Source organism: Actinoplanes sp. NBRC 101535 (assembly GCF_030269225.1).
In the GTDB taxonomy this organism is placed as follows: domain Bacteria; phylum Actinomycetota; class Actinomycetes; order Mycobacteriales; family Micromonosporaceae; genus Actinoplanes; species Actinoplanes rectilineatus.
In genome coordinates, this window is sequence record NZ_BSSY01000015.1 from 93,418 (window position 1) to 106,961 (window position 13,544).

Genomic DNA, 13,544 nt, shown 5'->3' on the forward strand with positions numbered 1-13,544 from the left:
GATGTGATGTAACGAGAAAGGCATTGATGAGCGTCCCCGGCGAATCCTAGGCTGACACCTTCACTGACCTGGGAGGTGAGCGCGGCGCCCGCACTGCACGGCCGCGAAGCGCTGCTCGCGGCGATCGAGACCCGGCTCAGCGCCGGAGGCGGGGTGACCCTGCACGGTCCGCCCGGCATCGGCCGGACCGCGCTGCTCGACGCCGTCGCCGACACCGCCGCGGCGCGGGGGGAACTCGTCTTCCGCCTGCGCCCGGCCCGGGGCGAACGGGCCGTCGCGTACGCCGGGGCCGCCGACCTGGTCCGGCAGGCCCCGGCCGATGCGGTCGCCGCGCTGGCCCCCGCACCCCGGCACTCGCTCGCCGCGCTGGGCCAGGGCCGGCCACACCGCACCGGCGTGCCCGCCCTGGCCCGGCGACTGGTCCTCGCCGAACTGCTGGCCCACTGCGCCCGCCTCGCCCCGGTGCTGCTGGTCCTCGACGACGCCCAATGGCTCGACCCGGAATCCGCCGAACTGATCGGCTTCGCCATGCGGCGCCGCCCCGGCCCCCGGATCCGGGTGATCGCCGCCGAGCGCCGTCTCACCGCCGGCCGGCCCCGCGCCACCCGGCTGTGCCCGTCGCCCGTACTCGAGATCGAAGTACCGCCCCTGGACCCGGACGACCTGACCGCCCTGCTCGAAGCCCGCGGCCTGCCCTGCCGCACCGCCAGCCGACTGCACGAGGCCAGCGCCGGCAACCCGTTCCTGGCCCTGGCTCTCGGCGCCACCAGCGGCGCCGGCCCGGCCTGGCGACCATCCCCGCTCCCGGAGGCCGCCCGCGACCTGATCCGGGAACGCCTGCGCGCCCTCGGCGACGACGTCACCGCCACCCTGCTGGTCGCCGCGCTGGCCACCGAACCGACCACCACCCTGCTGCAGCGGGCCGGCCGGGCCGACGCCGCCCGCGAACTGCGCCTCGCCGCCGCGGCCGGGGTGGTGACCCTGACCGGCGAGGCGATCCGCTTCACCCCACCGCTGGTCGCCCGGGTCCTCGCCGACGAAACCCCGGCCGACACCCGCTCCCGGGTGCACACCGACCTGGCCGGGGCGGCCTTCGACCCGGTCGAGGCGCTACGGCACCGCGCCCTGCGGACATCCCGCCCGGACGCCGTGGTCGCCGTCGGGCTCGCCGACGCCGCCCGGCACAGTGCCGCCCGGGGCGCCGAACGTACCGCCGCGGAGCTCTACCTGCTCGCCGCCGACCGCAGCCCGCACACCCTCGCCGAGGAACGCCTCGACTGGCTGGTCGCCGCCGCCCGGACCGCCCTGACCGGCGGCGCCCCCGCCCTGGCCGGCCGGGCCGCCGAAGCCGTGATCGCCGCCGACTCGCCGGCCGGCCACCGGGTCCGTGCCCGGGTGGTGCTCATCGACCTGGCCGGGCAGGGCCTCGCCGACATGGGGGAGATGTTCGCCGCGGCCCTCGCCGAAGCCGGCGACGACCCGGCCCTGGGCGCCCCGGTCCGGCTCCGGCTCACCTGGGCCGCCTTCCTGGTCGGCGACCTCGACGGGGCAGCCGCCGAAGCGGCCCGCGCCCAGCAGGCCGCCCAGCAGGCCGACGACCCGACCACCCAGGCGATGGCGCTCAGCGTCCTCGCCCAGATCCAGCGCGTCCGCGGCGAACCCGCCTGGGACAAGACCCTCGCAACCGCCCGCGAGCTGCCGGCCACCCCGGCGCCCGACTGGCTGCACTACGGTCCGCAGTACATGGCGGCACGGTTCGCCCTCTTCGACGACCGGCTCGACGAGGCCCGCGCCGAACTGCTGACGCTGCTCGCAGTCGCCGAACACGACCGGGTCGGCGAGGCGCGGGTCGAGGTGCTTCGCAGCCTCTCCGAGGTGGCCACCCGGGCGGGCCGGTGCCAGGAGGCTCTGCGGTACGCGCACCGCGCCGTCCACGCGGCCGCGGCAGCCGGACTGAGCCCCGGCCCGACCTGGTACACCGCCGCGGTCGCCGAACTCGCCGGCGGCAGCCTCGGCGCGGCAGCAGGCTTCGCCCGGCGGGGCATCCGCGCCTCCGAACAGGAGGGTGACGGCCTCTACCTGCGCCGCCACCTGCACGCACTCGGCCAGGCCGAACTGCGCCTCGGCGAGACCAGGGCCGGGGTGGCCACCCTGCGCCGGCTGCGCGACCTAGAAGACGGCACCGGCAACGCCGACCCGATGATCGTACGCTGGCACGCCGACCTGGCCGGCGGACTGGCCGCCCTCGGCGAACACACCGAAGCCGCCGAGATCCTGGCCCGGGCCAGAGCCACCGCGGCACGCCTCGGCAGCATTCCGGCCCTGGCCGGATACCTGGACCGGGCCGACGCCATCGTCCGCTCCGAGTCCGGCCACCCCGACGACGCGGTGGCCCTGTCGACGGCAGCCGCCCGCCTGTTCGAACAGCTGCGCCAGCCGGTCGAGCAGGCGTACGCCCTCCTCGTCGCCGGCGGCGCCGAACGCCGCCGCCGCAGATACGCCGCCGCCCGCGTCGCCATCGGCGCCGCCCTGGCCATCTTCCTGGCCGCCGACGCCCGCCCCTGGGCCGAGGAGACCGAACGGGCACTGGCCCGCACCGAGGGCAGCTGGGCCCCCGAACAAGGCCTCACCTCGACCGAGCTGCGCATCGCCGGCATGGTCCGCGACGGCGCCAGCAACCGGGAGATCGCCAACCGGCTCTACCTGAGCGTGAAGACCGTCGAAGCCACCCTGACCCGGGTGTACCGCAAACTCGGGGTGCGCTCGCGTACCCAACTCTCGTCCAGGCTGGTGCTACTTGAGCCTTCCGACTGAGGCCGGGATCACTACCCGTAGTTGACCAGCGATTACGCGACGCAGAGTGACCCGGGTTACCGCTTTTCAGTGGTCGCGGTCACTTTTGGAGCGAAAGTTTTACCTGGTCGATTTGGGGATGACGGCGAAGACGTGGATTGTTGTCAGCGGAAGCGACGAGGCTTTCTCCGTCACTATCCGTCAAGGAGTGCCCCATGCAGTTCATCCGTGAAGCCCGCGCCGCCCTCGCCGACTACCGCGCCACCCGGCGCGCCCACCGCCGCCTGAGCGACGAGCTGGCCGCGTTCCGCACCGCTGCGGAACGTTCCGAACTCGACATGATGCTGAGCCGTCACACCGCCGAGGAGACCCGCGAAGTCCACGCGATCCTCAGCAGCCAGGACGCCGACCGCCGCTACTCGGCCGCCGGCTACCACGCCTGACCCCCGGCGCGGCGCCGCCCGCAGTTCGGGCTCAGCCCCGGGCGGCTAGGGCTCAGCCCCGGCAGTTCGGGATCGCCCCGGGCGGCTAAGTTCAGTCCCGGCAGCTCGGGCTCGCCCCCGGCAGCTTGGCTCACTTTCGGCAGCTCGGGCTCAGTGCCGTAGCGCGGGGTCGGCCCGCGCGATGCGGCACCGTCCCGCGAGCGGCATCACCCCAAAGTCGCAGTTCGTGGTTCTGGTCTCGCAGTTCGCGGCTCCGGTCTCGCAGTTCGCGGCTTGGTGTCGCCCGCCGTGGTTCGCGGCTCCATCCCCGGCAGTGCCGTCCCCGCATCACTCGTTCCCGCATCACATCCCCAAGCCCCGGGCCGAACGCCGACCCGGAGGGTCCACCGAGGAAGCAGCACCCGGTCCGTCCCCGGGCAGCCCTCGTGGCCGACCCGAAACCGCCCCTGGTGACTCACACACCAGGGGCGGTTTCGCGTCCCACCCCTCCCGCCCGACCGCGGTGAGCACCCCCGTTCTGGTGATCGGGTGTCCTGACCGTCTTTGCTGGTGGTGGGCGCTCCCGTTCTGGTGTTCGGGTGTGGCAGCCGCCCGTGTCGGCGGTGGGCGTCCCCGTTCTGGTGATCGGGTGCGCTGGCCATCCCGTTCGGGGCAGTGAATGCACCCGATCACGAGACCGGGTGCGCTCGACGTCTCAGTGGAGTGGTGAGAGCGCCCCATGCCGTTTTGGGGTCCGCAGCCGTCCTTTTCCGCGGTGGGCGTCCCCGGTCCCGTGATCGGGTGTCGGAGCCGTCATTTTCGGGTTGGTGGGCGTACCCGAATCCGTGATCGGGTGCGTTCGTCGTCCCGTTTGGCTGGTGGGCGCACCCGATGCCGCTTCGGGTGCGGTTACCGTCTTTACGGGCGGTGAGTGCACCCGGTTTCGTGATCGGGTGCTGTGGGCGTTCTCGCCGGTGGTGGGAGCCCCCGGTCGGGTGATCGGGTGTCACGGCCGTTCTTCGTGATGTGGTGAGCGTCCCCGGTTCCGTGATCGGGTGCGCTTACTGCCGGGTCGGGTTGGTGAATGCACCCGATCACGAGACCGGGGACGCTCACGGTCCTGACGAGGTGGTGAGTGCACCCGATGCCGCTTTGGGGGCGGTGACCGTCTTTGGGGGCTGTCGGGTTACCTGTTTGCGTGATCGGGTGCCGTTGCCGCCTTGTCCGGGGTGGTGACCGGCTCCGTGGTCGGGTGCGGGGACCGCCTTGACCGGGATGGTGAGCATCCCCGGTTTCGTGGTCGGGTGCGGGACTGCCTGACCTGGGGGTGGGAGGTGGGCAGCCGTGGGTAGCTCGGGGACCGGGTGGTGCGGTTGTGGTGGGTGTGGCTCGTACCCCCGAAGGAGAAGGAGGCCCGGGCAGGGTGCCCGGACCTCCTGGGGTGAGGAACGACGGTGGGGCGAGGTACGACGATGGGGAAGTAACGACGGTGGGGTTGAGGAACGACGATGGGGTTGAGGAACGACGGTGGGGAAGTAACGACGGTGGGGTTGAGGAACGACGGTGGGGGAGTCAGGTCGTCAGCGGTCGGCCGGCTCGGAGTTCGGGTTGGCCTTCAGGCTGCCGGGGTGGGCCTTCGCGGTCGGGTCGTTTCGGGTTTTGAGCAGGCTCGCCACCGTGGTGACGATCAGGATGCCGATGATGACGCTGAGCGAGACCGGGGTGCTCACCTCGGGGACGGCGTCGCTGATGTCCTTGTGGCCCCAGTGCAGTATCAGCTTGACGCCGATGAAGGCCAGGATGATCGACAGGCCGGTGGAGAGGTAGACGAGGCGGTCGAGTAGGCCCTTCACCAGGAAGAACAGGGCTCGCAGGCCGAGGAGGGCGAAGGCGTTGGCGACGAAGACGATGTACGCCTCCTCGGTGACGCCGAAGACCGCCGGGATCGAGTCGAGGGCGAACAGCAGGTCGGTGCCGCCGATGGCGAGCAGGACCAGGAACAGGGGCGTGACGACGCGTTTGCCGTCGACGCGCGTGATCATTTTGCCGTCGATGTACTCCTCGTGGACCGGGAGGAAGCGGCGGGCGGTCTTGACCAGGCCGTTCTCCTGGACGTCGGGGTCCTCGTCGCGGTGGCGGAAGAGTTGCACCGCGGTGTAGAGCAGGATCAGCCCGAAGATCAGGAACATGAAGCTGAACGCGTTGAGCAGGGCGGCGCCGAGCACGATGAAGATGACCCGCAGCACCAGGGCGATGATGATGCCGAAGGTGAGCACCTCCTGCTGGTACCTCTCGGGCACCGCGAAGGTGGTCATGATGATCACGAAGACGAAGAGGTTGTCGACGGACAGGCTCTTCTCGACGATGTATCCGGCGAAGTATTCGGTGCCGTAGTCCCAGCCGGCGATGCTCGCGAAGACGACGCCGAAGAGCAGCGCGACGGTGATGTAGAAGATTGACCATGCGGCGGCTTCCTTGAAGCCGACGACATGCGGACGGAGCACCCCGAGAGTCAAATCGAGGGCGAGCAGGGCGACGATGACCCCGATGGTCACGATCCACCCGAGCGCGGAGACCTCTAGCATGCTTTCAAGATTCCCTGAAGATCCTGCAAGCATGCTGAGGAATCGGGCGGGTTTCTCGATTCTTTCCTATCAGGAAACCCTCAGCTGTATCTGCTTGGCGTGCCTTTACGAGGCCAGGAACGATCTTTTCGCCAGGCCCATCCAGAAGCCGTCGATCGGCTGTTCGGGGGCCTGCTCGGGGTTGCCGGAGGCACCGAGCGTGAGGAACATCGGCGAGAAGTGCTCGACGGTCGGGTGGGCGTAGGGCATGCCGGGGGCGCGGTCGCGGAAGTCGGCCAGTTCGTCGACGGCGCCGCGGGCCAGCGTCTCGGCGGCCCAGGCGTCGAATTCGCGGGACCAGCCGGGTGCGGCGGCGTCCGGGCGCCAGTCGCGCAGGAACGGCAGGCCGTGGGTGGTGAAGCCGGAGCCGATGATCAGCACGCCCTCGTCGCGCAGCGGGGCCAGCCGGCGGCCCAGTTCGAGCAGTCTGTCCGGCTCGTCGGTGGGCAGGGACATCTGCAGCACCGGGATGTCGGCCTCCGGGTACATCACGGTGAGCGGCACGTATGCGCCGTGGTCGAGGCCCCGGTCGGTGCGGGTGACGGTCTCGCCGTCGGGCATCAGCGCGGCCACCTGGCCGGCCAGTTCGGGTGCTCCCGGCGCGCGGTATTGCACCTGGTAGTAGCGCTGGGCGAAGCCGCCGAAGTCGTAGACCAGCGGGACTGTCTCGGTGGCGCCGAGCATCAGTGGCGCCGACTCCCAGTGTGCGGAGGCCATCAGGATGGCCGTCGGCCGGGGGAGTGCGGCCGCGAGGTCGCGCAGTTGCGCCGTCCAGGTGGGGTCGTCCACCAGGGGCGGGGCGCCGTGGCTGAGGAAGAGAGCGGGCATCCGCACGAGGGCCTCCGTTGAAACTTCAACTAAATCCGTCACCACCGTACGCCCAAAATGCTTGATCCGTCAACTAGTTACTCTGAGTATTCGATCATGGGAGCGCGCCCATAGTCGGGTCAAATGTCGGTCAATATCGATACGTGGAGATTGTTAAGTCTCTTTGCCGACACCCGAAGCGCTCAATCTTTATTGATCAACGCTCAAACTCCCTGATGGGGGGCGTGATCGAATTGGTTCACAATGGAGTCCACATTTGACTGAGGAGCGTGTTGCGCGCGGCGCGCGGAGCTGGCAGGCTACTGCGGGTTGCGCCCGGGGGAGCGCTTCGTAATTGCTTCGTGGCACGTCACCATCATTACTGTCGGTGAACTTCGCGGGCATTTCCCAAGGCGTCGAGAGGAGAACCTGCCGTGGCGTCGCCGCCGCAGCTACCACCCGCGGACGATCTCTACCTCACCGCTCACGACACCCCCAAGGGCAAGGCTCTGCTGTCCCCGGCCACGCTCGGTCTCGGACTCGGCGCCGCCCTGCTCGGTGAGCTGATGCTCTGGCGCCGCGTCGATCTGGTCGACACCGACCTGGTGGTCATCGACGAGCGCCCGACCGGCGACGCCGCCACCAGCGCGGTGCTCGAGCAGCTGCGCCGCGAGGCCGGTCAGCACGGGGTCCGCAACTGGCTCGCCTACCTCTCCACCGGCATCGCCACCGACCTCGTCGAGCGCCGTCTCGCCCGGGTCGGCCTGATCCAGCGGGTGGAGAAACGCGGTCTGCTCGGCGGGACCAAGGTCTCCTTCGTGCCGGCCGACTCGATGACGGCCGGCTGGCCGGCCACCCGCATCCGCACCAAGGCCTCCCGCGACGAGTCCCTCGACGTGGCCGACCTGCTCCTCGCCGGGCTGATCCTCGCCACCGGTCTCGACCAGCACGTGCTGGCCACCCTCAACGCCCGGGACCGGGCCCGGCTCTTCGACCAGTTCCGCCGCCTCTTCCCGGCGATGCTGCAACAGCTCGTCGCGCAGGCGGAGGCGGCCGTGGGCGACGCCGTCATGGCACGGCGCGCCTGACCCACCCCACCCCTAGAGAAACATTCACAACTGGAGAACGCGTGTCCACGACCGCAACCCAATCCCCGGCCCCGGGGAGCCAGCTCACCGACGCGCTGGCCCGGGACCGTCTCGGTGTCGCCTCCGTCGTCTTCTTCGTCATGTCGGCGGCCGCCCCGCTGACCGTGGTCGCCGGGGTCGTCCCCACCGGCCTCGCGGTCACCGGGCTGACCGGCATCGCCATCGCGTTCATCGCCGTCGCCCTGGTTCTCGCGATCTTCGCGGTCGGCTACGTGGCGATGGCCCGGCACATCTCCAACGCGGGCGCCTTCTACGCGTACGTGTCGCGCGGGCTGGGCCGCCCGCTCGGTGTCGGCGCGTCGTGGGTGGCGCTGCTGGCGTACAACATGTTCCAGGTCGCCTCGTACGGCGGTTTCGGCGCCATCGCCCAGCCGCTGTTCCTGGACTGGTTCGGCCTGGACGTGCAGTGGTGGGCGCTCGCCCTGGTCACCTGGGCGCTGGTCGCGATCCTCGGGGTCCGCGACGTCGCCGTCAACGGCAAGGTCCTGGCCACCCTGCTGGTCGCCGAGATCGCGCTGACCGTGGTGTTCGCGGTCGCCGAGATCGGCGCGGACGGTTTCACCGCCTCGGCCGCCCCGCTCGACCCCGGCACCCTGGTCGGCGCCGGCTCCGGCGCGCTGCTGGTCATGGCGATCACCGGCTTCGTCGGCTTCGAGCAGTCGGTGGTGTTCAGCGAGGAGTCCCGCGACCCGCGGCGTACCGTCTCCCGGGCCACCTACATCGCCATCGCCCTGATCGCCGTCCTGTACGCGTTCGCCTCCTGGGCGATGATCTCCGCGGCCGGCGCCGACCAGGTCGTGGCGCGGGCCGGCGAGGAGGGCCCGGAGCTCTTCTTCAACCTGGCCTCCGGGCAGCTGGGCAGCGCCGCCCTGCACCTGGGCCACGCGCTCTTCCTCACCTCGCTGATCGCCGCGATGATCTCGTTCCACAACATCATCTCGCGGTACATGTTCTCGCTGGGCCGGGAGGGCGTGCTCCCGCGCACCTTCGGCAAGACCGTGCCCGGCACCGGCGCCCCCAAGAACGGCTCGCTCGCCCAGTCGGCCCTCGGCCTGATCGTCATCGTGCTCTACGCGGTGATGGGCTGGGACCCGCTGGTCCAGCTCTTCTTCTGGGGCGGCACCGGCGGCGGCCTCGGCGTGCTGCTGCTCGTCACGATCACCGCGTTCGCCGTGATCGGTTACTTCGCCCGTAACCCCCAGGGTGAGGACGTCCTGCACCGGGTCGTCGCCCCGGTGATCGGCGCGATCCTGCTGCTGGTCATGTCGTACCTGGCGCTGTCCAACATCGCCCTGCTGCTCGGCGTCGAGCCCGGCAGCACCCCGGCGCTGGCGGTGCCCGGCTCGTTCGGGCTGCTCTTCGTCGCCGGCGTCCTCTGGGCGCTCTACCTGCGCGGGGCCCGCCCGAACGTGTACGAGGGCATCGGCCTCGGCGCCCGCAGCGCCACCACCGGCGGCGGTGGCTTCGCGGCCGCCCTGAACGAGCCGGACGGCCGGCGATGAGCGAACCGGTGATCCGGCGGGCCCGCCGGGACGAGATCCCGGCGGTCGGCGCGCACATCTCGCACTCCTTCGACGACCTGGCGGCGGACGCGTACCTCGTCCCGGTGCCGGCCGACCGCAAGCGGGTGATGGGCGAGTTCTTCGCGCTGGAGAGTGAGACGGCTTTCGCGTACGGGCGGGTCGAGGTCATCGACCACGAGGACGGCGGGTACGCGGCCGCCGCGGTGTGGTTCGACCGGGTCGGCGAGCTGCCCGAACCGGACGGGTACTCCGACCGGCTCACCGCGCTGGCCGGCGAGCACGTCGACCGGTTCGGCGCGCTCGGCGAGCTCTTCGAGAAGAACCACCCCACCGAGCAGCACTGGCACCTGGCGTTCCTCGCGGTCCGGCCCGGTGAGCAGGGCCGTGGGCTGGGCGGCCGGCTGATGGACAACGTGCACCGCGACCTGGACGAGCGGGGCGTGGACGCGTACCTGGAGGCGACCAACCCGAACAACGTGCGGCTCTACAAGCGGCACGGTTATGCCGAGATGGACCCGTTCGAGATCTACCTGCCGGACGGCACGCCGTTCTACCGGATGTGGCGCAGGGCAGCCTGAGGCACGCCGCGCTCTTGACGCTCCGCCGTCCCGTCGTTACACCTGACGGGGTGGCGGAGCGTCCCTATGAGGTCGTGGTGTCGCCGGAGAGTGCCGGGTGGGGGCACGCCGGTCTGCGGGTGGTGCGCCTGCCGGTCGGCGGCCGGGTCCGGTTCGGCACCGGGCCGGACGAGATGCTGGTGCTGCCGCTGGCCGGCGGCTGCGACGTGGCCTGTGACGACGAGCGCCTGACGCTCACCGGTCGACGATCGGTGTTCTCCCGGGTGACCGATTTCGCCTATCTGCCGCGGGACACCACGGTCATTCTGCGCGCGCCGGTCGGCGGACGGTTCGCGTTGCCGTCGGCCCGCGCCGGCCGGGTGCTGCCGTTCCGCTACGGACCGGCCGAGGAGGTGCCGGTCGAGATCCGCGGCGCCGGCCCGGCCGGCCGCCAGATCAACCGGTTGTGTACGCCGGAGAGCTTCGAGGCCGACTCCTTGATCGCCTGTGAGGTGCTGGTCCCGGGCGGCCACTGGTCGTCGTACCCGCCGCACGAGCACGACCAGGAGGAGATCTACTACTTCGAGGTGGCCGGAGCCGGTTGTGGGTATCACCGGACCGGGGAGACCTGTTCGGTGGTGCGGACCGGGGACGTGGCACTCGTGCGGGAGGGCCCGCACGGTCCGGCGATGGCCTCCCCGGGGTACGACCTGTATCACCTCAACGTGCTGGCCGGTGCCGGTGAGCGGCGGTGTCTGTACCGTGACGATCCGGCGTACGGCGTGATCCCTCCGGATCGGCGGGGCGGCTCTCGGCTCCCGCTGACCTCGGTGACGGAGAAGCGCCGGGTCGATCCGATCAAGGATTTAAACTGATCAACACCGGCTTGACATCGGGAGTACATATGAGAAGAGGATTCCTCGCCGTCGGCGCGGCGACGGTTCTGCTGCTCGCCGCCTGCAGCAGCGGCGGGCGCGAGGCCACCGAGGAGGACGGCGCCTCGGGCGGCAACGCCCCGGGCAGTTCCGGATACACCATCGCGTTCATCACGCACGAGACGCCCGGCGACACCTTCTGGGACAAGGTCCGGGCCGGGGCCGAGCAGGCCGCCAAGGACGAGGGCGTCACGCTGAAATACTCGAACGACCCGGACGCCGGCAAGCAGGCGGTGCTGATCCAGCAGGCGGTCGACTCCAAGGTGCAGGGCATCGCCACCACCCTGGTCACCCCGGATGCGCTGGCCGGCTCGGTCAAGGCGGCCGGCGCGGCGGGCATCCCGGTCGTCGGTCTCAACGCCGGCATCGACCAGTACAAGGACCTCGGCGCGCTGATGTACTTCGGCTCGGACGACACCGTCGCCGGCGAGAGCATCGGCGAGCGGATCGCGGCGGCCGGGGCGAAGCACCCGCTGTGTGTGATCCACCAGCAGGGTTCGGTCTCCCTCGAGGCCCGCTGTGCCGGTGTCCGGGCGAAGGTGCCGGGCACGGAGAACCTGCAGGTCAACGGGGCCGACGACGCGGCCGTGGTCAGCGCGCTGCAGGCCAAGCTGGCGCAGGACAAGACGATCGACTACGTGGTGACGCTGGGCGCCCCGATCGCGCTGGACACCGTGCAGGCCAAGGAGCAGGCGGCCAGCACCGCGAAGGTGGCCACCTTCGACCTGAACGCGGAGACGGCCAAGGCGGTCAAGGCGGGCACCATCGAGTTCGCGGTGGACCAGCAGCCGTACGCGCAGGGCTACCTGGCGGTGTCGTCGCTCTACCTGTACCTGAAGAACGGCAACGACATCGGCGGCGGCGGTCCGACGCTGACCGGCCCGTCGTACGTCGACGCGAGCAACATCGACAAGATCCTGCCGTTCACCGAGAAGAACACCCGGTGACCAGGAGTCCGGTCCGGCTGCTCGCCCGTCCCGAGGTCGGCGCGCTGGTCGCCGCTCTGGCGATCTTCGCGTTCTTCCTGGCGGTGGCGCCCGCGTTCCGGTCCACCGGCGCGCTGTTCACCGTGCTCTACCAGGCGTCGACGATCGGGATCGTGGCGGTCGGCGTCGGGCTGCTCATGATCGGCGGCGAGTTCGACCTGTCGGCCGGGGTCGTCGTGACCACGGCCGGTCTGGTCAACTCGTTGTTCTGCTGGTGGTTCGGGGTGAACCTGTGGGTGGGTGCGCTGCTCTCCCTGCTGGTCTGCCTGGCTATCGGCTTCCTCAACGGGTGGCTGGTGATGCGGACCGGCATCCCGAGCTTCCTGATCACGCTGGGCACGTTCTTCGTGCTCCAGGGCGTCAACCTGGGTGTCACGAAACTGGTCACCGGTTCGGTGGCCAGCGCGAACATCGCCGACATCGACGGTTTCCGCTCGTTGCAGGCGGTCTTCGCCGGAAACTTCGGCATCGGTGGCGTGACCGTGTGGACGACGGTGCTCTTCTGGGTGCTGTTCGTGGCGGTCGCCGCGTGGATCCTGCACCGGACCCGCCCCGGGAACTGGATCTACGCGGTGGGCGGAGCGCCGGAGAGCGCCCGCGCGGTGGGTGTGCCGGTCGTGCGTACCAAGATCATGCTTTTCATGTCGGTGTCTTTTCTGGGCTGGTTCGTCGGGATGCACACCCTCTACCGGTTCAACACCCTGCAGGCCGGCAACGGTGTGGGCAACGAATTCATCTACATCATCGCCGCGGTGGTCGGCGGGACCCTGCTCACCGGTGGGTTCGGCAACGCCATCGGGGTGGCGTTCGGCGCCTTCATCTTCGGCATGACCAACCTGGGCATCGTCTACGCCGGGTGGGACCCGAACTGGTTCAAGGCCTTCCTCGGCGTGATGCTGCTGCTCGCCGTGTCGGTCAACCTCTACGCCCGGAAATGGGGGTCCCGGTGATCGAACTGGCCGGCGTGGGCAAGAGTTACGGCCCGATCAGCGCCCTGCGGGACGTCTCGCTGACGGTCGACGCCGGGTCGGTGACCTGCGTTCTCGGCGACAACGGTGCGGGCAAGTCCACCCTGATCAAGATCATGTCGGGGTTGCATCCGCACAGCGAGGGCACGCTGACCGTCGACGGCACCGCGCGCGTCTTCGGCTCCCCGCGTGAGGCGCTCGACCTCGGCATCGCCACCGTCTACCAGGACCTCGCGGTGGCGCCGCTGATGGAGGTGTGGCGCAACTTCTTCCTCGGCTCCGAGCTGACCGGCGGGCGGTTTCCGTTCGCCGGCCTGCGGATCAAGGAGATGCGGCGGATCACCGACGCCGCGCTGCGCGACATGGGCATCGAGATCGACGACATCGACCGCCCGATCGGCACCCTCTCCGGCGGTCAGCGTCAGGGCGTGGCGATCGCCCGGGCGGTGCACTTCGGCGCCCGGGTACTGATTCTCGACGAGCCGACCGCGGCGCTCGGCGTGAAGCAGTCCGGCGCGGTGCTCAAGCAGATCGCGGCGGCCCGTGACCGGGGCCTGGGCGTCGTGTTCATCACCCACAACCCGCACCACGCCTACCTGGTCGGAGACCACTTCGTGGTGCTCAAGCTGGGTGCGGCGGTGCTCGACGCGCGGCGTGCCGAGGTCACCCTGGAGGAGTTGACCCTCCAGATGTCCGGCGGCGACGAGCTGCAGAGTCTCTCCGAGGAGCTGTCCCGCCCCTCGTAGGACCGACGTCTCGGGCCCGCCTTCTCCAAGGCGGG

Annotated in this window: 11 protein-coding genes; 9 read left to right on the top strand and 2 right to left on the bottom strand. The window is 70.5% G+C overall.

Annotation, left to right across the window (positions count from 1 at the left end; translation table 11 throughout):
- Nucleotides 1-75 precede the first annotated feature (75 nt).
- Together QSK32_RS33075 and QSK32_RS33080 are read left to right on the top strand one after the other, a co-directional pair.
- Nucleotides 76-2,814 carry a helix-turn-helix transcriptional regulator gene (locus QSK32_RS33075; protein ID WP_285474063.1) on the top strand — a complete coding sequence of 913 codons (2,739 nt, stop codon included), beginning with the start codon at nt 76-78 and terminating at the stop codon, nt 2,812-2,814.
- A 194-nt stretch (nt 2,815-3,008) separates the two neighbouring features.
- Nucleotides 3,009-3,236 carry a hypothetical protein gene (locus QSK32_RS33080; RefSeq protein WP_045747602.1) on the top strand — a complete coding sequence of 76 codons (228 nt, stop codon included), beginning with the start codon at nt 3,009-3,011 and terminating at the stop codon, nt 3,234-3,236.
- Nucleotides 3,237-4,795: 1,559 nt separating this feature from the next.
- Here the strand turns inward: QSK32_RS33080 and QSK32_RS33085 are convergent.
- Together QSK32_RS33085 and QSK32_RS33090 are read right to left on the bottom strand one after the other, a co-directional pair.
- The gene (locus tag QSK32_RS33085; RefSeq protein ID WP_045748068.1) at nt 4,796-5,800 is read right to left on the bottom strand and encodes a TerC family protein; all 1,005 of its coding nucleotides are present in this window, start codon (nt 5,798-5,800) and stop codon (nt 4,796-4,798) included.
- Nucleotides 5,801-5,905: 105 nt separating this feature from the next.
- Nucleotides 5,906-6,667, bottom strand: coding sequence for a dioxygenase family protein (locus QSK32_RS33090; protein ID WP_045748067.1), 762 nt, complete (start codon nt 6,665-6,667; stop codon nt 5,906-5,908).
- A 413-nt stretch (nt 6,668-7,080) separates the two neighbouring features.
- Here QSK32_RS33090 and QSK32_RS33095 point away from each other — a divergent pair, with 413 nt between their 5' ends.
- The 7 genes from QSK32_RS33095 to QSK32_RS33125 are packed head-to-tail and all read left to right on the top strand — an operon-like array spanning nt 7,081 to nt 13,509.
- Complete coding sequence (locus tag QSK32_RS33095; protein WP_045748066.1) at nt 7,081-7,734, top strand: GOLPH3/VPS74 family protein; 654 nt, start codon at nt 7,081-7,083, stop codon at nt 7,732-7,734.
- Nucleotides 7,735-7,775: 41 nt separating this feature from the next.
- Nucleotides 7,776-9,296, top strand: a complete 1,521-nt coding sequence (locus QSK32_RS33100; RefSeq protein ID WP_285474064.1) for an APC family permease — start codon at nt 7,776-7,778, stop codon at nt 9,294-9,296.
- A complete protein-coding gene (locus QSK32_RS33105) occupies nt 9,293-9,895 on the top strand; it encodes a GNAT family N-acetyltransferase (RefSeq protein WP_285474065.1) in 603 nt (200 codons plus the stop codon). Before QSK32_RS33100 ends, QSK32_RS33105 begins: the two co-directional genes overlap by 4 nt.
- Before the next feature lie 50 nt (nt 9,896-9,945).
- A complete protein-coding gene (iolB, locus tag QSK32_RS33110) occupies nt 9,946-10,749 on the top strand; it encodes a 5-deoxy-glucuronate isomerase (RefSeq protein WP_245674351.1) in 804 nt (267 codons plus the stop codon).
- 29 nt (nt 10,750-10,778) lie between these two features.
- Nucleotides 10,779-11,756: a substrate-binding domain-containing protein gene (locus tag QSK32_RS33115; RefSeq protein WP_045748063.1), complete on the top strand. Its 978-nt coding sequence runs from the start codon at nt 10,779-10,781 to the stop codon at nt 11,754-11,756.
- A complete protein-coding gene (locus tag QSK32_RS33120; RefSeq protein WP_045748062.1) occupies nt 11,753-12,745 on the top strand; it encodes an ABC transporter permease in 993 nt (330 codons plus the stop codon). Before QSK32_RS33115 ends, QSK32_RS33120 begins: the two co-directional genes overlap by 4 nt.
- The gene (locus QSK32_RS33125; RefSeq protein ID WP_245674350.1) at nt 12,742-13,509 is read left to right on the top strand and encodes an ATP-binding cassette domain-containing protein; all 768 of its coding nucleotides are present in this window, start codon (nt 12,742-12,744) and stop codon (nt 13,507-13,509) included. Before QSK32_RS33120 ends, QSK32_RS33125 begins: the two co-directional genes overlap by 4 nt.
- Nucleotides 13,510-13,544 lie beyond the last annotated feature (35 nt).

What these genes read in the sequence shown, in the direction of transcription:
- QSK32_RS33080 (WP_045747602.1), top strand. Translation starts at nt 3,009, where the DNA reads ATGCAGTTCATCCGTGAAGCCCGCGCCGCCCTCGCCGACTACCGCGCC.
- QSK32_RS33085 (WP_045748068.1), bottom strand. Translation starts at nt 5,800, where the DNA reads ATGCTAGAGGTCTCCGCGCTCGGGTGGATCGTGACCATCGGGGTCATC.
- QSK32_RS33090 (WP_045748067.1), bottom strand. Translation starts at nt 6,667, where the DNA reads ATGCCCGCTCTCTTCCTCAGCCACGGCGCCCCGCCCCTGGTGGACGAC.
- QSK32_RS33105 (WP_285474065.1), top strand. Translation starts at nt 9,293, where the DNA reads ATGAGCGAACCGGTGATCCGGCGGGCCCGCCGGGACGAGATCCCGGCG.
- QSK32_RS33115 (WP_045748063.1), top strand. Translation starts at nt 10,779, where the DNA reads ATGAGAAGAGGATTCCTCGCCGTCGGCGCGGCGACGGTTCTGCTGCTC.